Source organism: Mycobacterium sp. DL (assembly GCF_039729195.1).
Taxonomy (GTDB): Bacteria; Actinomycetota; Actinomycetes; order Mycobacteriales; family Mycobacteriaceae; genus Mycobacterium; species Mycobacterium hippocampi_A.
This window is the reverse complement of sequence record NZ_CP155796.1, coordinates 4031492-4051523: the sequence shown is the minus strand read 5'-3', so window position 1 is coordinate 4051523 and position 20032 is coordinate 4031492. Positions and strand designations below refer to the sequence as shown.

Annotated in this window: 20 protein-coding genes and 1 tRNA gene; 15 read left to right on the top strand and 6 right to left on the bottom strand. The window is 64.9% G+C overall.

Annotated elements, in window-relative coordinates:
- The first annotated feature begins 7 nt into the window (after window positions 1-7).
- Window positions 8-1051: an ArsA family ATPase gene (locus ABDC78_RS19335; RefSeq protein WP_218620869.1), complete on the top strand. Its 1044-nt coding sequence runs from the start codon at window positions 8-10 to the stop codon at window positions 1049-1051.
- A gap of 16 nt (window positions 1052-1067) precedes the next feature.
- Window positions 1068-2198 (top strand): ArsA family ATPase, encoded by a 1131-nt coding sequence (locus ABDC78_RS19330; protein WP_178359453.1) that lies wholly within the window; start codon window positions 1068-1070, stop codon window positions 2196-2198.
- 22 nt (window positions 2199-2220) lie between these two features.
- Here ABDC78_RS19330 and ABDC78_RS19325 read toward each other — a convergent pair whose 3' ends face one another.
- Entirely contained in the window at window positions 2221-2577 is a 357-nt protein-coding gene (locus ABDC78_RS19325) for a WhiB family transcriptional regulator (RefSeq protein WP_178359454.1), read from the bottom strand.
- 300 nt (window positions 2578-2877) lie between these two features.
- Here ABDC78_RS19325 and ponA2 point away from each other — a divergent pair, with 300 nt between their 5' ends.
- From ponA2 to ABDC78_RS19305, 4 genes are all read left to right on the top strand, one after another.
- The gene (ponA2, locus tag ABDC78_RS19320) at window positions 2878-5334 is read left to right on the top strand and encodes a transglycosylase/D,D-transpeptidase PonA2 (protein ID WP_347133150.1); all 2457 of its coding nucleotides are present in this window, start codon (window positions 2878-2880) and stop codon (window positions 5332-5334) included.
- A 61-nt stretch (window positions 5335-5395) separates the two neighbouring features.
- Window positions 5396-6370: a metallophosphoesterase gene (locus tag ABDC78_RS19315; RefSeq protein WP_178357489.1), complete on the top strand. Its 975-nt coding sequence runs from the start codon at window positions 5396-5398 to the stop codon at window positions 6368-6370.
- Window positions 6367-7470 (top strand): PLP-dependent cysteine synthase family protein, encoded by a 1104-nt coding sequence (locus ABDC78_RS19310; protein ID WP_178357488.1) that lies wholly within the window; start codon window positions 6367-6369, stop codon window positions 7468-7470. The genes ABDC78_RS19315 and ABDC78_RS19310 overlap by 4 nt, the downstream gene beginning before the upstream one ends.
- A 243-nt stretch (window positions 7471-7713) precedes the next feature.
- Window positions 7714-7787 (top strand) — tRNA-Pro (locus ABDC78_RS19305).
- Between the two features lie 52 nt (window positions 7788-7839).
- On the opposite strand, the gene ABDC78_RS19300 is transcribed toward ABDC78_RS19305, so the two are convergent.
- Window positions 7840-9009: a site-specific integrase gene (locus ABDC78_RS19300; protein WP_067992226.1), complete on the bottom strand. Its 1170-nt coding sequence runs from the start codon at window positions 9007-9009 to the stop codon at window positions 7840-7842.
- A 168-nt stretch (window positions 9010-9177) separates the two neighbouring features.
- On the opposite strand from ABDC78_RS19300, the gene ABDC78_RS19295 reads away from it, so the two are divergent.
- The 6 genes from ABDC78_RS19295 (at window position 9178) to ABDC78_RS19270 (ending at window position 14311) form a co-directional block, all read left to right on the top strand.
- Window positions 9178-9375 carry a helix-turn-helix domain-containing protein gene (locus ABDC78_RS19295; protein ID WP_062657835.1) on the top strand — a complete coding sequence of 66 codons (198 nt, stop codon included), beginning with the start codon at window positions 9178-9180 and terminating at the stop codon, window positions 9373-9375.
- 133 nt (window positions 9376-9508) lie between these two features.
- Window positions 9509-11092 (top strand): ATP-binding protein, encoded by a 1584-nt coding sequence (locus ABDC78_RS19290; RefSeq protein WP_067992223.1) that lies wholly within the window; start codon window positions 9509-9511, stop codon window positions 11090-11092.
- Between the two features lie 78 nt (window positions 11093-11170).
- Window positions 11171-11629, top strand: a complete 459-nt coding sequence (locus tag ABDC78_RS19285; protein ID WP_131822210.1) for a transposase — start codon at window positions 11171-11173, stop codon at window positions 11627-11629.
- A gap of 218 nt (window positions 11630-11847) precedes the next feature.
- A complete protein-coding gene (locus tag ABDC78_RS19280) occupies window positions 11848-12684 on the top strand; it encodes a TIGR04255 family protein (protein ID WP_070953156.1) in 837 nt (278 codons plus the stop codon).
- Window positions 12681-13433, top strand: a complete 753-nt coding sequence (locus tag ABDC78_RS19275; RefSeq protein WP_043985060.1) for a hypothetical protein — start codon at window positions 12681-12683, stop codon at window positions 13431-13433. The genes ABDC78_RS19280 and ABDC78_RS19275 overlap by 4 nt, the downstream gene beginning before the upstream one ends.
- An 83-nt stretch (window positions 13434-13516) precedes the next feature.
- Window positions 13517-14311, top strand: a complete 795-nt coding sequence (locus tag ABDC78_RS19270; protein ID WP_070953155.1) for a hypothetical protein — start codon at window positions 13517-13519, stop codon at window positions 14309-14311.
- 308 nt (window positions 14312-14619) lie between these two features.
- Here the strand turns inward: ABDC78_RS19270 and ABDC78_RS19265 are convergent, their stop codons facing one another.
- Both ABDC78_RS19265 and ABDC78_RS19260 read right to left on the bottom strand, forming a co-directional pair.
- On the bottom strand, window positions 14620-15417 hold the full coding sequence (locus tag ABDC78_RS19265) for a hypothetical protein (RefSeq protein ID WP_067992214.1): 798 nt from the start codon (window positions 15415-15417) through the stop codon (window positions 14620-14622).
- A gap of 485 nt (window positions 15418-15902) precedes the next feature.
- Window positions 15903-16589, bottom strand: a complete 687-nt coding sequence (locus ABDC78_RS19260) for a TetR/AcrR family transcriptional regulator (RefSeq protein WP_067992211.1) — start codon at window positions 16587-16589, stop codon at window positions 15903-15905.
- Window positions 16590-16690: 101 nt separating this feature from the next.
- Here ABDC78_RS19260 and ABDC78_RS19255 point away from each other — a divergent pair, with 101 nt between their 5' ends.
- The 3 genes from ABDC78_RS19255 to ABDC78_RS19245 all read left to right on the top strand — a co-directional run bounded on the left by ABDC78_RS19255 (window position 16691) and on the right by ABDC78_RS19245 (window position 18411).
- Complete coding sequence (locus ABDC78_RS19255) at window positions 16691-17203, top strand: PaaI family thioesterase (protein WP_068001992.1); 513 nt, start codon at window positions 16691-16693, stop codon at window positions 17201-17203.
- Entirely contained in the window at window positions 17200-17871 is a 672-nt protein-coding gene (locus tag ABDC78_RS19250) for a TetR family transcriptional regulator (RefSeq protein ID WP_067992207.1), read from the top strand. Before ABDC78_RS19255 ends, ABDC78_RS19250 begins: the two co-directional genes overlap by 4 nt.
- Window positions 17872-17946: 75 nt before the next feature.
- The gene (locus ABDC78_RS19245) at window positions 17947-18411 is read left to right on the top strand and encodes a DUF6188 family protein (RefSeq protein ID WP_062655118.1); all 465 of its coding nucleotides are present in this window, start codon (window positions 17947-17949) and stop codon (window positions 18409-18411) included.
- A 47-nt stretch (window positions 18412-18458) separates the two neighbouring features.
- Here the strand turns inward: ABDC78_RS19245 and ABDC78_RS19240 are convergent, their stop codons facing one another.
- Window positions 18459-19508, bottom strand: coding sequence for an LLM class flavin-dependent oxidoreductase (locus ABDC78_RS19240; RefSeq protein WP_062655119.1), 1050 nt, complete (start codon window positions 19506-19508; stop codon window positions 18459-18461).
- 181 nt (window positions 19509-19689) lie between these two features.
- On the bottom strand, window positions 19690-20004 hold the full coding sequence (locus ABDC78_RS19235) for a hypothetical protein (RefSeq protein ID WP_043985053.1): 315 nt from the start codon (window positions 20002-20004) through the stop codon (window positions 19690-19692).
- Window positions 20005-20032: the final 28 nt, after the last annotated feature.

The following is a 20032-nucleotide window of genomic DNA, read 5'->3' as shown; positions in this document are numbered from 1 at the left end:
GCATGCACTGGTGGCTACCACATCAACCGGGACAGCGGACGGTTCCAAGCCGGTCGGCTGGCCGTCCCGCCTGAACAAGGCGCGGCTTCACTTCGTCACCGGCAAAGGCGGCACCGGGAAATCGACGATCGCCGCGTCGCTCGCCCTGGCGCTGGCCGCGGGTGGGCGCAAGGTGCTTCTGGTCGAAGTCGAAGGGCGCCAGGGTATTGCGCAGCTCTTCGACGTGCCGCCGCTGCCCTACGAGGAGGTCAAGATCGCGACCGCCGAGGGCGGCGGTCAGGTCAACGCGCTGGCCATCGATACCGAGGCGGCGTTCCTCGAGTACCTCGACATGTTCTACAACCTGGGGCTGGCCGGGCGGGCGATGCGCCGCATCGGTGCCGTGGAGTTCGCGACGACGATCGCTCCCGGGCTACGTGACGTGCTGCTCACGGGCAAGATCAAGGAGATCGTGACGCGGACGAAGGCCGACGTGAAGGCCAAGCAGAGCGTTTACGACGCCGTGGTGGTCGACGCGCCGCCGACCGGGCGCATCGCCCGCTTCCTCGACGTCACCAAGGCGGTCTCCGACCTCGCCAAGGGCGGACCGGTGCACTCCCAGGCCGAGGGCGTGGTCAAACTTCTGCACTCCGATCTGACGACGATCCACCTGGTGACGCTGCTGGAGTCGTTGCCGATCCAGGAGACGATCGAGGCGATCGGCGAGCTTCGGCAGATGGAACTGCCGATCGGCAGTGTGATCGTCAACCGGAACATCCCGGCGTTCCTGTCCCCCGAGGACCTCGCGAAGGCGGCCGAGGGTGACATCGACGCCGATGCGGTGCGGGCCGGCCTGAGCAGTGTCGGAGTCACGCTGTCCGACACCGATTTTGCCGGCCTGCTCACCGAGACGATCCAGCACGCGACACGTGTAGCGGCCCGGACCGAGAGCGCCGAGCAACTCGTCGAGATCGATGTCGCGCGCCTCGAGTTGCCGGCCCTGACCGACGGGGTCGACCTGGGCAGCCTGTACGAACTGGCCGAAGCGCTCGCCCAGCAGGGCGTGCGGTAACCGGAGGATGGTCCCGATGAGTCACACCCCGCCGGCCCTGGACATGGCCTCGGTCCTACGAGACAGGTCGAACCGGGTGGTCGTCTGCTGCGGTGCGGGCGGTGTCGGCAAGACCACGACCGCCGCCGCGATGGCCCTGCGCGCCGCCGAGTACGGCCGCACCGTCGTCGTGCTCACCATCGACCCGGCCAAGCGGCTCGCCCAGGCTCTGGGGATCAGGGATCTCGGGAACAACCCGCAGCGGGTGCCGTTGGCTCCCGAGGTGACCGGCGAACTGCACGCCATGATGCTCGACATGCGCCGCACCTTCGACGAGATGGTGGTGCAGTACTCCGGATCCGGCACCGCGGACGCCATCTTGGACAACCAGTTCTATCAGACGGTGGCCACCTCACTTGCCGGCACGCAGGAGTACATGGCCATGGAGAAGCTGGGTCAGCTTCTGGCAGAGGACAAATGGGACCTGATCGTGGTGGACACCCCGCCCTCACGCAATGCGCTGGACTTCCTGGATGCACCGAAGCGGTTGGGCAGCTTCATGGACAGCAGGTTGTGGCGGTTGCTGTTGGCCCCCGGTCGCGGCATCGGCCGCCTGGTCACCGGCGCCGTCGGGTTGGCGATGAAGGGCATGTCGACGATCCTGGGTTCGCAGATGCTCTCCGATGCGGCCGGGTTCGTCCAGTCCCTCGATGCCACGTTCGGTGGCTTCCGGGAGAAGGCCGACCGCACCTACGAATTGCTCAAGCGCCGCGGCACCCAGTTCGTCGTCGTATCGGCGGCTGAACCCGATGCGCTGCGGGAGGCGTCCTTCTTCGTCGACCGGTTGTCGACCGAACACATGCCGCTGGCCGGGTTGATCCTCAACCGCACACATCCCACGCTGTGCACGCTGCAACCCGACAAAGCCGCCGAAGCGGCAGAAGAGTTGGCGAAAACCGATCCCGGTTCCCTGGCGGTGGGCGCACTGCAGATCCACGCCGACCGCGCGTCAACTGCAAAACGGGAGGTTCGGTTGCTCTCGCGATTCACCGGAGCAAACCCACATGTCGCCATCGTCGGGGTGCCGTCGCTACCTTTCGACGTGTCCGACCTCGAGGCATTGAGGGCGATCGCCGACCAGATCACCGGCGATACGTCAGCGGCGTAGAACGAATCAGCCGCAGGTCAGGTCAGCCCGCTGTGCGGTGCTTGCGCTGTGCGGAGAAGAACTCGGACCAGGAGACCACTTCGGGATGCTGCTTGAGCAGCGCCCGGCGCTGACGCTCGGTCATTCCACCCCAGACGCCGAACTCCACCCGATTGTCCAGCGCGTCGGCACCACACTCGGCGATCACCGGGCAGTGCCTGCAGATCACGGCGGCTTTGCGCTGAGCGGCGCCGCGGACGAACAACTCGTCCGGGTCCGCCTGGCGACACCGGGCCTGCGAAACCCAGGCAATACGCGCTTCCGCCTCCGCGCCCTGCACAATGGAGGTGGCTGTCGGATTGACGGTGGCCGTGCGAGCGGCGGGCTGATTACCTGACACCTGCGTTCCCCTTCGTTGTGGCCGCGCCCCGACAACGCAGACATCTATCTACATCGGCGTCAATCACAAAGTGCGATCTGCGCCACACTGCGAGTGTCAGGTGTGACCTGTATCGCACTGTGTGCTCAACTTAGGTGGTCAGGACCGTTCTGCGCAATACGTTCGTGACCACTTTTTTGGGACGACCGTGCCGTCAGGCCGGTACAGTGCCGGACCTCGGCGTTTGACAGGGGCTGCCGGGAGTTCATCTGGGGCTGAGCGTGGATTACGGGACTCCGAGTCGTCGCTACTCTGTAACCCATGCCGGAGGACGCCCCGACTCGACCGCCCGTTGCGGTCACGATCATCAAGCTCGCCTGGTGCTGTCTGTTGGCCAGCGTGGTGGCCGCCGCGCTGATGTTCCCGGCCGTCGGCGGGTTCGGGCTGGTGTCTAACCGCGCCTCCGATGTGGTTGCCAACGGTTCGGCGCAACTGGTCGAGGGCGAGGCACCCCAGGTGTCGACGATGGTCGATGCCAGGGGCAACACCATCGCGTGGCTGTACAGCCAGCGCCGGTTCGAGGTGCCCAGCGATCAGATCGCCAACACGATGAAATTGGCGATCGTCTCGATCGAGGACAAGAGGTTCGCCGATCACAACGGCGTGGACTGGCAGGGAACTCTGACCGGTCTCTCGGGATACCTGTCCGGCAACCTCGACACCCGCGGCGGTTCGACCATCGAGCAGCAGTACGTGAAGAACTACCAACTGCTCGTCGTCGCCCAGACCGACGCAGAGCGGCGGGCGGCGATCGAGACGACCCCGGCTCGCAAGCTGCGGGAGATCCGGATGGCGCTGACGCTGGACAAGACGTTCACCAAGCCGGAAATCCTGACGCGGTACCTCAACCTGGTGTCGTTCGGCAATGGCGCGTTCGGGGTCCAGGATGCGGCGCAGACCTACTTCGGCGTCAACGCCTCCGAGTTGAACTGGCAGCAGGCCGCACTTCTGGCCGGCATGGTGCAGTCGACGAGCACGCTGAACCCCTACACCAATCCCGACGGCGCCTTGGCACGGCGAAACGTGGTGCTGGACACCATGATCGAGAACCTGCCGGAGTACGCCGACGAGCTTCGCGAGGCCAGCCAGCAGCCGCTGGGAGTCCTGCCACAGCCCCAAGAGCTCCCCCGCGGCTGCATCGCCGCCGGCGACCGCGCGTTCTTCTGCGACTACGCGCTGGACTACCTGGCGCGCGCGGGAATCAGCAAGGATCAGGTGGCCAAGGGCGGTTACCTGATCAGGACCACGCTGGACCCCGACGTGCAGGCCACGGTGAAGTCGGCGATCAACGAGTACGCCGACCCCGATCTCAACGGTGTCGCCAGCGTGATGAGCGTGATCCGACCCGGCAAGGAATCCCACCCGGTGCTCGCCATGGCCAGCAATCGCACCTACGGCCTGAACCTCGATGCGGGCGAGACCATGCAGCCGCAGCCCTTCACACTGGCCGGTAACGGAGCGGGGTCGGTGTTCAAGGTCTTCACGACCGCGGCCGCCATGGAGATGGGGATGGGCATCAACGCCCAACTGGACGCTCCGTCGAGATTCGAGGCCAAGGGGCTGGGCAGTGGCGGTGCGCGCGGCTGCCCGCCGGCGACGTGGTGTGTGCAGAACGCCGGCAACTACCGGGGTTCGATGAACATCACCGACGCGCTCGCGACCTCACCGAACACCGCATTCGCGAAGCTGATCGCCCAGGTCGGGGTGCAGCGCACCGTGGACATGGCGGTGCGGCTCGGGCTGCGGTCCTACGCGCTGCCGGGCACCGCCCGCGACTACGACCCGGAGAGCAACGAGAGCCTCGCCGACTTCGTGAAACGGCAGAACCTGGGGTCGTTCACGTTGGGACCGATCGAGGTCAACGCACTGGAGCTGTCCAATGTGGCGGCGACGCTGGCCTCCGGTGGCACGTGGTGTCCGCCCAACCCCATCGAGCAGGTCGTCGACCGCAACGGCGAAGAGGTCGCGGTCACCACCGAGACCTGTGAGCAGGCCGTTCCCGAGGGCCTTGCCAACACTCTGTCCGTGGCGATGAGCGAGGACGACAGGGGCGCAGGCACTGCCGCGTCCGCCGCCGGTTCGGCCGGCTGGAGCCTGCCGATGTCGGGCAAGACGGGAACCACCGAAGCCAACAGGTCGTCGGCGTTCCTGGGGTTCACCAACCAGCTCGCAGCGGCCAGCTACATCTACGACGACTCCACCAACCCGAGCGAGCTGTGCTCGTTCCCGCTGCGCCAGTGCGGCAGCGGGAATCTGTTCGGTGGCAACGAACCGGCCCGGACGTGGTTCACCGCGATGATGCCGATCGCCACCAACTTCGGCGAGGTCACCCTGCCGCCGACCGATCCGCGTTACGTCGACGGCGCCCCCGGTTCCCGGGTGCCCAGCGTCGCCGGGATGAACCAGGACACCGCACGGCAGCGTCTGCGGGACGCCGGCTTCACCGTCGCTGATCAGGCCACACCGGTCAACAGCGGATCGTCGTACGGAACCGTCGTCGGGACGTCCCCGAGCGGCCAGACGGTGCCGGGCTCGATCGTCACGATCCAGATCTCCAACGGGATCGCGCCCGCACCTCCACCGCCGCCGCCCGGCGCCCCACCGCCCGGTCTGCCGCCGCCCCCGGTGGGGCAGACCGTCATCGAGATACCGGGCCTGCCACCGATCACGGTGCCGGTCCTCGGTCCGCCACCGCCGCCCCCGCCGCCGCCCGGGTGATCTGGGGCCCTGGCCGGGCCGACGATGGGTCGCGTGGGACCAGTGGCAGTAAGCTGCGTACATGGCAGCTGCGCTCTCTGGCTCACCCGGCACGGTCCTCAAGACCACCGCCGCCGCCTCCGTCGGCACCCTCGTAGCGGGGATCGGATACGCCTCACTGATCGAGCGAAACGCGTTTGTCGTCCGTGAGGCCACCATGCCGGTGCTCTCGCCGGGATCGTCGCCGCTGAAGGTGCTGCACATCAGCGACATCCACATGCGGCCGTCCCAGCGTCGCAAGCAGGCGTGGCTTCGTGAGCTGGCCGGCTGGAATCCCGACTTCGTCGTCAACACCGGCGACAACCTGTCCCACCAGCGGGCGGTCCCCGCGGTGGTGCAGGCCCTCGGCGATCTGCTGTCGGTTCCCGGGGTGTTCGTCTTCGGCAGCAATGACTACTTCGCTCCGAAGCTGAAGAACCCGGCCAACTACCTGATCAAGCCGAGCCACCGGATCCACGGGGAGCCGCTGCCGTGGCAGGACCTGCGCGCGGCGTTCACCGAGCGCGGCTGGCTGGACATGACACATACCCGGCGCGACCTGGAGGTCGCGGGCCTGCACATCGCCGCGGCAGGCGTCGACGACCCGCACCTGAAGCGGGACCGATATGACACTGTCGCCGGGCCCGCGAACGCCGCCGCGAACCTGACGCTGGGCCTGACGCACTCGCCCGAGCCGCGCGTGCTGGACCGTTTCGCCGCCGACGGCTATCAGCTCGTGATGGCAGGTCACACTCACGGCGGTCAGCTGTGTGTGCCGTTCTACGGCGCGATCGTCACCAACTGCGAACTCGACCGGTCGCGGGCCAAGGGCCCGTCCCAGTGGGGCGCGCACACCCAGCTGCATGTGTCCGCCGGCATCGGCACCTCCCCCTTCGCGCCGCTGCGGTTCTGCTGCCGCCCGGAGGCGACCATGCTGACGTTGATCGCCGCCCCCACCGGGGGCTCGGATGCCAAGACGCGGGCGGGACAGTCACATCCGGCCGTATCGGCGCGGTGAGCGCGTCGGCCTCATCTGCCTGTTGCCAGTCCCGTGCGTGGGTGGACAGTGCGGTACGACTGATCGAGGCCGACGCCAGGCGCAGCGCTGACACCCACCTGCTGCGCTATCCCCTGCCCACGAGCTGGTCCACCGACGTCGACCTCGCGCTGTATCTCAAGGACGAGACCACCCACATCACCGGCAGCCTCAAACATCGGCTGGCACGCTCGCTGTTCCTTTATGCGCTGTGCAACGGGTGGATCAGTGAGAACACCACCGTCATCGAGGCGTCGTCGGGTTCGACCGCCGTCTCGGAGGCGTACTTCGCGGCGATGCTCGGACTGCCGTTCATCGCGGTGATGCCTGCGACGACGAGTGCGACGAAGATCGCGCTGATCGAATCCCAAGGCGGCCGTTGCCATTTCGTCACCGAGTCGGCGCAGGTCTACGCGGAGGCCCAGCGGCTCGCCGCCGAGACAGGCGGCCACTACCTTGATCAGTTCACCAACGCCGAGCGTGCCACCGACTGGCGGGGCAACAACAACATCGCCGAGTCGATCTTCGATCAGATGGGCCAGGAGACGCACCCGGTGCCGGACTGGATCGTCGTCGGAGCCGGCACCGGCGGCACCAGCGCCACTATCGGCCGCTACATCCGCTATCGGCGCCACCCGACCCGGCTATGTGTCGTGGATCCCGAGAACTCGGCGTTCTTCCCGTCGTACGCCAGCGGAGACAGCCAGGTCGTCACGGGAAGATCATCACGCATCGAGGGCATCGGCAGACCGCGCGTCGAACCGTCATTCCTGCCTGATGTCGTCGACCGCATGCTGTCGGTACCCGACGCTGCGTCCGTCGCCGCCGCCCATCACGTGGGTCGCGTGCTCGGTCGCCGCGTCGGACCGTCCACGGGAACAAATATCTGGGGTGCCTTCGAACTGCTGGCCGAGATGGCCGCACAGGGCCGCAGCGGTTCGGTGGTCACACTGCTGGCCGACAGCGGCGACCGTTACGCCGATACCTATTTCAGCGAGGAATGGCTGACCAGCCACGGGCTCGACCCGTCCGAGTCCGCCGAGGTGCTGTCCGAATTCGAACGGTCCGGCCGCTGGGCCTGACCATCGGTTCCGCGCGCCAGCGGGCCGTCGGAGGTCAGGAACAACCACAGTGCCGCCAGCGCGAAGAAACCCAGGTAGATCGATGCGCCCAACCCAGTCATGTCACGCCCCGTTTCCATCGAGATCTGTTTCTCAGTGTGCATAACGCCACCGACAACGCAGATCCTTCCCGCGGCGTGTCGCAGGCCAGATGGGCGTTTGGCTTGAACCCCGCGCAGTGCGATACGCTGTCGTGGCTTCACGCGGGGTGTGGCGCAGCTTGGTAGCGTGCTTCGTTCGGGACGAAGAGGTCGTGGGTTCGAATCCCGCCACCCCGACTGGTGTGTTCGCAGGTAGAGGCCCTGACCGGGAATTCTGGTCGGGGCCTTCTTACTTCCCAGTCCGCAGCTGGTCCGCAGTGGATTCCAAAGACCGCATCCGCGCCGCATCTAGTGCAACCGAAACCTGCTCCAGGTCGTCCGGGAACAAGTCTGCATAGGTGTCCAGGGTCAGGACTGCGGACGCGTGCCCGAGCATCGTCTGGACGGCCTTGACGTTGGCCCCCGCGCTGATCGACAGCGACGCCGCCGTGTGGCGAAGGTCGTGCGGTGTCACGGTGGGGTACGCCGGGTCTGCTGCCTGGAGACGTTGGACGGCCACGTTGAAGACCCGCGGCCGCCACGTCGACACTCGCAGCAGTGCTCCTCCTGGCGATGTGAACACCAAGTCCTCACGCCGCTTACCCATCATGAGCACGGCCAGCGGCTCGGCCAGGAACGCCGGGAACGGCACCGAGCGACGTTCGTGGGATTTCGGCGACGACCACACCACACGTCCCTTCACCTCGGCGACCGCCTCACGGATATTCACCCTGCGACGCAGCATGTCGAATGACTCCACCCGCAGCGCTGCCATCTCGCCCCAGCGCAACCCGGTGTAGGCCAGAAATCGAACAACGATGGCGTACTCGCCGACCTCGCGGGCCAGAAGTTCCACCTGCCGGTGCGTCAGGTAGCCCCGTGCTCGGTGCTGTCGTCGCGGCGACTTCACTCCCATACACGGATTGCGGGGGATCCGTCGATCGTCGACGGCCATCTCCAGAATCTGTCTCAGGACGCTAAGCGCATTCTCGATGGTGGCCGGTTTGGCTCCACCCGCCGCCAATTGCTGCACCCACGCCCTGATATCCGACGATTGCACGTCGGCTACTGCGACCGCGGCCCACCGGCCTTCGACGTAGCCCGACCATGCGAACGCGCGTGTCGCAACCGTCGTCTCCTTCAAATGGCCCTGGGTACCAAGCCACTTGGCGTGCAATTCACGGACGGTAATGCGCCCGGCTTTTGGCGCGACATAGGTTCCTATCGTCTGCGCGGCTGTGATCTCGTTGAGAAAGGCCTGAGCGTCCACCTTGCGGTCGAACGAACGGGTGTTCTCACCGCCTTGATCATCGACATACCGGGCCAACCATCGGCGCCCTTTGCCATTGCGCGCGGCAGGGGTCCCGTCCGATCGACGCCACCTGTCCTCGACGCCGGCGCGGCGGTTTCGTCGCTGCATGTGAGCCACCTCCGTTGGGTGCCAGATTCCCACCGACCACCGACAGCCGACGAAATCGTTCGACTGGAGCCAATTTATAGGCGAAGTTGAGGGTACTGGTGGACAAATGCAGGGCGCCACCACCACCGTTGGATTCGTTGACAGAACCCACTATTGAGGAGCAGCTACATGGATCTACTGAGTGCCAAACAGGTTTCAGACATCATCGGCATTCCCGTTGGAACTCTCCGCTACTGGCGCCACTGCGACATCGGACCGGCCAGTTTCACCTTGGGCCGCCGAGTCGTCTACCGGCGCGACGAAGTGCTGCGATGGATCTCGGAGCAAGAAAGCGCAACCCGGCGCGGAGGCGGAGACGCCGCGTGAACCGCACCCACGAAAAAGACCCCGGGGCCTAGCCGAGGTCTTTGTTCGAACCACCTGATCATCCGACACGGAAGTTCCACATGAGAATAGCTCGTCAACGCAGCCTGCATAAGCACCGTATGCAGGAAATCCTATGAGCGACAACACCGAGACGGACAAGAAGTCGGTAGCCGCACGCTTGGTCAGCATGGCACAGGAACGCTACCTGCTCGGGCTCTCAGAAGAGGGCGAGCCGTTCGGCGCTGACCGCGACCGCCCGCACTTGGTGATGCTGCTCCGCGCCGGCAAGGCCGGTCTACGCGCCGACCTCGCCGCACGGTACTTCGCCGAAACCGGCGCGGTCGCCGGCGGCCAGGCGCTGACTGACGCCACCCTGATCCTCGAAGGTTTGGCTGCCACGAAGCCGCCCGAACGCCTCAACCTCCGCGTCGCTGACGATGACGGCACCATTTACATCGACACCGGACGGCCCGATGTCCAGACGATTCGTATCCGACAGGGCCGGTGGACGCTCACCGAACGGGCACCTGTGCGCTTTCTGCGTACCAAGTTGACCGGGGCGATGCCGCTGCCGGCTCAGGGCGGGAATGTCGAGAAGCTCTGGGATTTCGTCAACGTCGACTTTGAAGACCGACCGGTCCTCCTTGCTGCCCTCGTTGCCGCTCTTGTCCAGACGGACGTCCCCCACCCGATCTTGGCGCTGTTCGCCGAGCAGGGCAGCGCCAAGAGCACAACCACGCGCATGCTGGTCGATCTCATCGACCCGTCACCGGTCCCCCTGCGGCAGGCACCGCGTGACGCCGACTCGTGGGTCACTGCAGCCTCCGGTTCGTGGGTCGTTGCCTTGGACAACCTGTCGACTATCTCGCCGTGGTTGTCGGATTCTCTGTGCCGCGCCGCCACCGGCGACGGCAACGTCAAACGGGCGTTGTACACAGACTCCGATCTCGCAGTCATCAAATTTCGGCGGTGCGTCATCATCAACGGCATCGACGTCGGAGCAGTGCGGCCCGACCTCGCGGAGCGACTGGCGACTGTCGACCTGCGACGCATTGATCGCCACATGCGACAACCGGAAGCCACGATGCGACAACAGTGGCGCACGGCTCTACCAGGGATTTTGGGCGGGCTTCTCGATCTGGCCGCCGTCGTCCATCAACGGCTGGAAACCATTTCGGTCGACGTGTCGCCACGGATGGCGGACTTCAGTCGCACGCTGGCGGCCGTTGACGAGATTCTGTCGACCCATGGCTTCCGGCGTTACCTGTCACGCGCCAATCAACTCTCCGAAGACAGCCTGTCCGCCGACCCGTTCATCGAACAGCTACGGCTGCACATCCGGGAACCGCTCGTCGCAAAGTCCGGAGGCGACCTGCTGGCGACAGTCACGCCAACCGGCGACACCTGGCGCAGGCCGAAGGAGTGGCCCCGGAACGGGCGGGATGTCACGGCCGTCCTACGACGGCACGCACCCGCGCTACGGAGTCTGGGTTGGGCGATCGAAGACGATGGCGCTCGAAATCATCGGAATGTCCTGTTGTGGACCGTCTACCCGCCCTACAAAGATGTGTCGGCCAAACAACACTCGCAATCCTCGCGTCCCTCGCGCATTTCGGCTCCGCGGGAGCAGTCGTCCTCTGTTCAAGAGCTGCCCGCGCACCGCCAGACTGTCCCGAAGGGTCATTCAGCCGACGATCTAGACGTCGAGGCGTCGTGACCGCGCTTGTCGGGCTAGCGGCGTCGGCACCATCGGGCAGAATCTGGACCAGGTCCCTCAACGGGAGGAGTGGTCTTCGTGAGCACGCAATTCGACGCGATCGTCCAGGCGGTCATCCACGACTGGCCTGACTACGGGTGGTCAGGCCAGTTGGAGGCGGCCATCAAGCAGCTGTATCTGTCAGATCTTTCTTATCCAGCAACATGGTCCAGCGAACGCCGCGAGGAGTTCGCAGAGCGCCACGCCGGCGACGATGCGCTTCTTCTCACCACCTCGTTGGACGATCTCATCGATACCGTCACAGATCGCTATGCGCGCGATCACGGAGTTCTCCCCCATCGTGACGATGCGACCCTGCTTCTCGAAGCGGCGCGACGAGACGCAATCGACGAACTGGAGCTCCGCTTCGTGGCTGACCTACCTGCCGAGATCGCCGCGTTGACAGCCCACGGTGTTGGAAGGGCAAATGGCTCTCTGACGGCGTGCGGGCCGGCCCAACGGCGGCAGAGCAGCACACTGCGCCTAAGCCGTCCTTAGGTAGGTTCCGTTTTGCGGCGGCACCATCCGCTTCGAAATGGCCTTTCGCACTCCCGTGTCGACAGACGAGATGCGATCGAGCGGCGCATAGATCCCTTGAAGCCGCGTTCGCTATTTCCGGACCGGGGGCCGCTGCCTCTCCTGCTCCTCATCTCTGACGATAGCGCCTACACTTGTCGGTAGGTGCATCTAAGGTGCATCTCTATGGACAGGACAGTATGACCATCGATCCACACACACTTCGCCCAGCTGAGGACGTTCCATTGGGGGGGCTGCCCTCGGCCGATCCGACCCTGCTCGGAAACGCTCCCCTCGAAGTCGCAGTGATCGAGATCCGGTATACCGCCCGTACCGACGAGATCACACCGGAGGTCGCCGCTGCTTTCCGGGACGACCTTGTGGAGAACACGGGGGTGGACTTCCCGAGCATTCAACCCACCGTCCAACAGCAGATGAGGATCGACTTCGGGGCCAACGGCGTTTCCCAGGTGGCAGCGGAGTCCAGTGGGTGGCAAATTGCTTCCGCGGACGGAGCACACGTCACGCTCATGCCCGACATCCTGATCATGCAGGTCAACCGCTACGAGCGGTGGCGTACCAGCATGAAGGCTCCGCTAACCGTTCTGGTCGAATCTCTCGGACGGTTAGTCAAGCCATCGTTGGTGCACCGCATCGGTCTGCGGTACGTCGACCGCTTCCATGACAGTGGGTTCAACTCTGCAGAGGCTTGGCGTGGCCGGATCGACGACACCCTTCTGGGCCCTGTGCTTAACCCAGTGTTCGGCGGCAGTGTTCGAGGTGCTCAACAGCAGGTGGAGATCCGGCTTGATGATCATCACGGCGCGTTGCTGCGGCATGGACCAGTTCGCGATGATTCGGGCAAGTGCGTGCAGTATCTACTCGATACGGACGTGTTCCGCCACTCCTCATTCACGTTCGACGTGCGAGAGGTCGTCATCTCAGCGGAGCGGCTGAACCGCACTTCGTTGTCACTTTTTCAGGCGTCGGTTACCGATACCTACCTGAAAGAGCTTCGAGAAGGGAGCGCGAAATGACGATCATGGAGCAGCAGCCGACCGGCTCCCGCGTGCTCCGGTCACCTTCCTGGGCCCGAGCACAAAAGGGCCTGTACCCGGCCCCTTGCGAGGACGGACTCTGGTCCAGCACGTTCGTGGAGATGAGTTCATCGCCGGGGTTGCGGGATGTCGTCGCGCATTTCTCTGGAGCCCTCGACCCGTGCGGATGGGATCAGGTTCGCGTCGAAGTTTTCAAGAGTCTCGACGGGCAGATGAACCTTCCGGGCTCGGCGCTGTGGTTGACGATGCCGTATACATTCATCGATACGGTGCTGTCCGACGAGCAACAGGTCGACGAGACGGTCGATGTTCTTGATGCCTTCGAACGAATCCGAGCCGAACTGGGCCTAACGCAGAAGGAGATGTTCAAGGCCACCGGCATCAACAAGCGCACGTTCCACTCGTGGGCGGCAAAGCCCCCCGCCAGCCGGCCCCGTGTAGCCAGCTTGGGTGGACTGTGGGAGTTGGCGGACGCCGTCGACGACCTCCGCAGCACACTGGACCAGCCGATGAACAGGTGGCTGCGTGCCGACAAGAAGCGAGCCTCCGCACTACTCGACGGCCGGTTCGACGACCTCGTTGACCTGGCTGTGGATCGGACGCCGTTCCCTCGGCGAGAGATCGGCACTTCGGTATACGAGGGGATCGCCGAACACGTCGAGACACCGATCATTCGAACCGGTGGTCCGGTGGTGACCGAGAACGTCGAGGACGGATTCGCCCGGTGACTATTGATCGACTCCTGCCGGAGCGATGGCCCCCGCACACGCTTCTCGCTCTGGAGCGGTGGCGGCAAGGGCATCTTCTCCCGATGGATCGCGGCGCATGGATCGTCCCAGCGTGGGTAGACGACCCTGTAACCGGAGAACCCGCTGCCGATGGAGCGTTGGGTGAGGTGCGTGCTCGGTCAGCACCATTGAGTGACAGCGGGTATGCCGCGGTGGTGTCACAGACCTGCGACATTGCGGGCGGTCCCGGGATGCGGCATCCGCTGGTGCAGGCATGCCCGGTACGCGACATCTCAGTCTTTTCGACGGAGAAGGTCCAGCAGATCAAAGACCATCAGCTCTCCGACTACGTCTGGCTAAGTGAGCCTCCGGTTCCTGGAGCGGTTTGGGCCGTGGACCTGCGCGCGATCGTTCCGGTCAGCAAGGGTTTGCTCGCTGCGCAGGAACCGGTCGTGGGGTTCGCCTCGATTGAGGACGAGCTCATTCTCGGACAGCGCCTTGCCAGCAAACTTGGCCGGCCTGCTGTGCACGATGCGCTTGCCGGTCCGGTATTCGAAGCTCTGCGCAAACTCATTTCGAAGGCGAAGAAGTCGCAGGACTGGTGCGATGACGTCGAACAGCTTCGTTTGGAGATCGTCGAGGGGACCACACTGTATCCGAAGCGTGTGCGACTACTCGTGCTGACAGACGTCCGCTTCGGACCGTCGGAGAAGAAACCGCTTCGCGACGAATGGAAGTCCCATCGGAAGTCATTGAACGCCGCCGGGATTACTTGGGAACCAATCCATTTCCTCACGGTCGACAAATGCCCCGTGCGACTCTATCGCGCGTCGGTACCCATCGAAGCGCCGACTCTCGAGCGCGGACGGTTTGCATAGACCCACTCGGGGTGTCCGCCTCACCAATCGCACAGCTGATTTCGGACAGGGTGGCCCCACGTACCTATCGAAGCACGCCGCGGTCCGCTCCCGGCCGGATCGCGGAGTCAGAAGGCAGGTTACGAGCGACTGCGCTCACTGGCGACGGATCCGCCCTAGGGCGCTCGGCAACGCCGATGCCGATGTTGCGCAGGACGCACATCGATTGCCTGGCGGGTTATCTGCCACGTGACCCAGGTTACGCAGCGCGCATCACGCGGGCACAACGGGCGTTGACGACCAGATGATCGATACGGTTGCTGAGCCGTTCAGGCGCGATACGGATAAACAGCTTTGGCGAGATCACGCGCCGCCGTCAGAGTCGCTCGGTCGAGGTCCTTGTGCCGTGCCCGTTCCGTGAGCCTCGCTAGCAGCGTGCACAGCGCCCGCTCGTCCCGGGAGGCAATGTCTGCGGCGTCGAGCGCGCTGACAGGGACAGGAGCCGGTGAATCTTCAGGCGTCAGGGCGAGGTCGGTCGCGGAACCGGCCCTCGGCACCTCGACGACGCGGATCGGCGTTCCGTGGCGCTCGGCAGCCATGCGTGCAGCAGATGAGTCGCGCCGACACGTGTCCGAGCAGTAGAGCCGGCAGCGTCCGCGACGTGGCCTGTCTTCAGGATCCATCATCAACACATCGCATCGCACGCACCGCGGCCACTCCGTGTCCACACGAGCGTCGCGCCATGCATCAGCGCGCGCAGCCGGTTGCTTCTTAACGGCTTTCGCCGCCTTGCTGCGCAGCAGCGCGCGTATCTCTCTGACATCAACACCGACCAGCTCGGCGATAGCCGCCAACGTCGCGCCACGTTCCCGCATGTCCTTGATCGATGCACAGGCTTCCGCGTAATAGCGGCTGCGCCTGCGCTGCGCCTCCGCCTCCGCTTGCTGGCGAGACTGCGCGACGCGACGGGCCTGCCATTCGTCCACATCCTGCAGGCGTCCGATCAACGCCCGAACGGCGGTCGCGTCATCGGCGTTGGCACGGTCCTGCTGCGCTCGCACTTCGTTCGCTCGGCGTTGCGCCTCGACGGCGCGACGACGCGCCTCCAGTTTCGACACAGCAGTCATGTCGACAACCTACGAAGCAACACGAGGTTTCGTCCACGACCACAGCCACATTCGTCTCAGTTCCGCGCGTCGCTCAGCGTCACTTCCGATGGCGCGCCCCGGCCGCTGTCGTCACTGCCGAGTAACCCGCCCCGCTTGCCACCAAGCCATCCCTGCCAGCCAGTTCCTCCAATTCCGACACACCTCTTGCACTCTGGGGCCAGCACGATCACTTTTCGTCGGACGATAAACACGCATCGATCCGCAATGCCATTGACGAAAGTGCTACGGGGTCTCAACGCGAGCAACCGCACTGCGAACGCTGAGGCGGTTCACGTCGCCTGGCCCGACATAGTCGTCGTGGGCATGCCTGCGATCTGCGTGCACGGCCCCTAGCGAGTGACGGCGAACATTTCGCCGGTGCCATCGCCGACGTGACTGGAGTGCAGAGGAAAGTTCGAAGACCAGCCAGACTGGGCGCAGTGAAACTCGTTGCCGCTAGAGGGCTATGCGAGCGGTCGCCCTGCATGCAGACTGGCGGCCTTCACGCGCTTGGTCTCGCCATCGTCGCTCTTGCAGTGGGCGGCGAGAAAGCCATCGACGAGGTTCTCGCAGTCGTCGTGAGTGATGCCGCGAATCCCGGTCATCCGGGCAAACGCCAGTGGGCCGACCAGTTGGCACAGCGCCAGTTCTCGGTCGAAGTTCTCCAACTCGGCTTGCGCCGTCGGGCTAGAGAGTATGGCGTCGAACGGTTGCCGGTACTGGTCGACGACTCGGGCCCGCAACGCGCCGGATGTGTGTCGATCATCGGCTTCGTTCGTCGGGCCGGTGGGACCAAGGGACAGCCATGCCAGCGTCGTGACATGCAGTGGCGCGTCGTTGAAAAGAGCGGCTTGGCGGCTTAGCAATTCGATCAACTGGTCACGCAGAGGGCCGCTGGTCGGTACCGGAGTCGCCACCTGGGGAAGCAAGCGTTCGAACGTGGCTGCGAGCAGGTGCGACGAACTTTGGAAATGGCGGTAAAGCGTGGTTCTGGCCACTTTGGACGCTTTGGTGACGGCATCGATCGTGACGGCTTCCACGCCGCCAGTGCTCAGAAGGGTCGCGGCTGCATCCAGCAGTCGATTTCGAGACCGGATTCGCCGCGGGTCCACGTCATCGTCAGGGACCGGCGCTGGCTGACTGTCGCTCACTCATTCACCTCGGCGGTCGATTTCACGCGATGCTGTCCTGGCAGTCTAGCAGTGTGGTACTAACGGTATCGAAGCGAAACCGATAGTATTGGAGCGTGATTGTGCCGGAAAGCGCGTCGCTGCCGAAGCGGTTACCTTCGCACACGACAACGTGCATGGGTTGCGGCCCCGACAATCCCCACGGACTGCAGTTGGTGGTGCACCGCCGCGGCGACGCGGTGTACTCCGACGTGATTTTCGACGAGCGCCACATCGGGGCTCCTGGGCTGGCCCATGGCGGAGCAGTTGCGGCGGCGTGCGATGACGTCTTGGGATTCACATTGTGGATCGCCGGCACACCAGCGGTGACTCGCAGCCTGACAGTGGAGTATCTGCGGCCGGTACCTCTGCATCAACCCCACAGGATCACCGCCCACATCCGGTGCCGCGAAGGACGGGCTCTGCACGTCATGGCGACGGGCACTGATTCCGATGGGGCCAACCGCTTCACCGCCACTGCGGTATTTGTCGCGGTCAGCCAGGATCACTTCGCTGCGCACGGCGACGTCAGTGCTTTTGGCGGCCTTCTCGAACAGTTCTCACGTCACGGCGGCCTCGACGACGGGCGACCATGACGCTCCCCCTTTCTCGCAGCCATGGCAAAACCCGACCGCTGGAGGCAAAATCAGCCGGCGGCCGGACGCGGACCGCTGTAGCGCCCGCCTCGCATTCATCCACCCAGCGCCGGGAAGCGATTCTGGACGCGGCCCTGCTCGTGGCCACGTCAGGTGGCTATGAGGCGGTTCAGATGCGGTCGGTCGCCGAGCGGGCCGGTATCGCCGTCGGCACGCTCTACCGCCACTTCCCGGCGAAGACCAACTTGTTGGTGGCGGCGCTATCGCGCGAGTTTCGCCGACTCGACTCGGCTGACGACTGGGCTAGCGGTGACGGCACGCCATTGGAACGGCTCGAACGTCTCACCACACACCTACATGACCGCTGGCAGCGCGATCCCTGGCTGACATCAGCCATGACACGAGCGTTCGCCGTTGCAGACACCCGGGCAGCCGCAGAACTAGACTGCGCCGCCGCCGAAATTCAGACCCTGCTGGCCCGCACGCTCAGGGGCGGCGAACCGACTCCAGCCGATTTACACATCGCCGCGATCATCTCCGACGTGTGGCTGGCCAACCTCGTGGCCTTTTGTGGCCACCGAGCGTCGGCCGCCGATACTCGCGAACGCATCGACCTGGCCACTCGGCGCGTGGTGACCAGCCGCGCACGACCCGCGGAAACCGCATAACGATACTAGTAGTATCGCAGCGCTACCTGAAGTACCCTTAGGGCGAGGCTCGATGACGCGGCGAAGGAGAGTGCCATGTATACCCAATGGATCGAAAATTGTGTCGTGCAACGCGTCTCCGTGCGCGACGGCCTGGTCCTGGACCTGGACGACTACAACGAGATTGTCATCTCGTGCCCCTTGCTGCTGACACTGCCTGCGGTCGACCCGTATCCCGCAGAAGCGGTACGCATCGATCCACTCAAGATCGCGACTGACGAACGCCCGTTGTTGAACCTCGCCGGCGCGGTGTGCACTCAGGCCTGGTCCGGCGACGATGGAGGGCTACACCTGAGGTTCTCGCGTGGACACAGCATCGACGTCGACCCCGATTCCGAGGAAACGGCATGGGAGTTGTACGGCAAGCGCCACGGCTACATGGCATGCCTACCCCGGGGGCGGGTACGCGTGGTCCGCCACGACCTCCCCGACAGCGACGACGCCAACATCCTCAACAACGCCGCACAACCGTCGGCGGGGTCGGCGCGACAGACGCACTAAATGCGACCGCGGACGGGGACGGGTCAACTTCGGCGGCAATGCGTGGATCAGATTGAACGTGGACCGGACTGCCCTGGCGACATCGAGGCGGGCGAGCATTCCCGAATGATGCTGTCGAGGTTTTGCTGCACGCGCTCGGGAGCGATGCCAACCGATGGTGAATACAGCATGATGTGGTCGAGGACGCCGTCGTAGCGTCTCAGCTGTTCACGGACCTCGTGTGCCGTCCCCGCGACGCCCATGGTGTCGATCATCTCCTCGGACACCGCGGCGAACATCGCCGGGAAATCGCGCTGGGCGAATGCTTCCCGGATGGTTCGGCCTTCGCTGGCGAAGCCGTTCACATCAAGTACCGTCTCGTAGGATTTGACCGAGGAGTAGAACGCAATCTGCTGCGCCAGTTCGCGCCTGGCGACCTCGGCGTCGTCGTGGATGGCGCACATCACCATGGAAATGATTTCCACGTCATTGGGGTCGCGGCCGGTGTGCGCGGCACCCCTGGCGATAGCGGGCCGGACGATCTCCTCGACGTAGGTGGTGGTGAACAGGGGATGTCCGGCCAGCCCGTCGGCCACCCGCCCGGCCGCCTCGCACATCCGAGGCCGGACACCGGCGGTGACGATCGGGATCGGCCGGCTGGAGGGTCCCACGTCGCCGGTCGGCGTGAGATTCATTCTGTAAAAACGACCCTCGTGATGGATCGGGCCTTCATGCAGGTTCCATATCCGGCGCAGCAGCATCACGAGTTCTTCCATCCGCAGCGCGGGCGCGGAGGTGTCGGGCACGCCGTGCCAGTCGCTCATCATCCGCTTGGTGCCGTTGCCGATGCCCAGCACCAGCCGTCCGTTGGAGAGTTCGTCGAGATCACGCGCCTCGGTGGCCAGCACCAGGGGGCTTCGGCCGACGCCGTAGAGAATGGAGGAACCGATCCGGCAGTTCTGTGTGCAGTTGGCCATCGCGGCCATGGAGATCGAACCCGACCGGGAGTAGAACTCCGAGGCCCATACGGCGTCGAACCCGGCCGCATCGGCGGCGTGTGCGGTCTGGGCCAGTGACTTCAAATCCGCGCCGAGAACCGACAGGCCGTAGGTGCTCATGACCGGTCTCCTGTGCGCGGGCGCGGGCCGTCGAATACGACGGCGCTGACCCGTGGCCGCCGTCTGGTGGAGGTGATCCTCGGCGACCAGGTACATGAGTGCGTTGATGATGTTTGCGTCGAGCGGGGTAAGAGACGTGGAACGCGCGCGGCCAGCCGTGCGCCACCTCCAAGGCTGGTGCTCAGCATCTTCCCTCCCTGGGTGACCGCACAATGCAGGGTGTCGAAGTCGCCTTCTGTATGGAACTAGTGAAGTGCGCCATCGTGACGACGACGAATAACCCTGAGGCGGACGCGACTAGCTGACCGGTAGTCTCCTCGCGCAATTCTGTCCGGACTTCGAGTTTCCGGCCGGTCTTGGACACCAGCTCCGCGCTGACCTCGTAGGGGACCCCCAGCAACACCGGCGCGTAGAACTCGGTATCGAACCTGCGGGTGACGGCCATCTCACCGACGACGTACAGCAACATGCCCACCATGTCGTCGAGTACGGTCATGACTGCGCCGCCATGTGCGATACCGGGT

Excerpts from the sequence above, each read along its gene's own strand:
- ABDC78_RS19330 (WP_178359453.1), top strand. The coding sequence starts at position 1,068 with ATGAGTCACACCCCGCCGGCCCTGGACATGGCCTCGGTCCTACGAGAC.
- ponA2 (WP_347133150.1), top strand. The coding sequence starts at position 2,878 with ATGCCGGAGGACGCCCCGACTCGACCGCCCGTTGCGGTCACGATCATC.
- ABDC78_RS19315 (WP_178357489.1), top strand. The coding sequence starts at position 5,396 with ATGGCAGCTGCGCTCTCTGGCTCACCCGGCACGGTCCTCAAGACCACC.
- ABDC78_RS19300 (WP_067992226.1), bottom strand. The coding sequence starts at position 9,009 with ATGCAGCGACGAAACCGCCGCGCCGGCGTCGAGGACAGGTGGCGTCGA.
- ABDC78_RS19295 (WP_062657835.1), top strand. The coding sequence starts at position 9,178 with ATGGATCTACTGAGTGCCAAACAGGTTTCAGACATCATCGGCATTCCC.
- ABDC78_RS19290 (WP_067992223.1), top strand. The coding sequence starts at position 9,509 with ATGAGCGACAACACCGAGACGGACAAGAAGTCGGTAGCCGCACGCTTG.
- ABDC78_RS19280 (WP_070953156.1), top strand. The coding sequence starts at position 11,848 with ATGACCATCGATCCACACACACTTCGCCCAGCTGAGGACGTTCCATTG.
- ABDC78_RS19275 (WP_043985060.1), top strand. The coding sequence starts at position 12,681 with ATGACGATCATGGAGCAGCAGCCGACCGGCTCCCGCGTGCTCCGGTCA.
- ABDC78_RS19270 (WP_070953155.1), top strand. The coding sequence starts at position 13,517 with ATGGATCGCGGCGCATGGATCGTCCCAGCGTGGGTAGACGACCCTGTA.
- ABDC78_RS19265 (WP_067992214.1), bottom strand. The coding sequence starts at position 15,417 with ATGACTGCTGTGTCGAAACTGGAGGCGCGTCGTCGCGCCGTCGAGGCG.
- ABDC78_RS19250 (WP_067992207.1), top strand. The coding sequence starts at position 17,200 with ATGACGCTCCCCCTTTCTCGCAGCCATGGCAAAACCCGACCGCTGGAG.
- ABDC78_RS19245 (WP_062655118.1), top strand. The coding sequence starts at position 17,947 with ATGTATACCCAATGGATCGAAAATTGTGTCGTGCAACGCGTCTCCGTG.
- ABDC78_RS19240 (WP_062655119.1), bottom strand. The coding sequence starts at position 19,508 with ATGAGCACCTACGGCCTGTCGGTTCTCGGCGCGGATTTGAAGTCACTG.
- ABDC78_RS19235 (WP_043985053.1), bottom strand. The coding sequence starts at position 20,004 with ATGACCGTACTCGACGACATGGTGGGCATGTTGCTGTACGTCGTCGGT.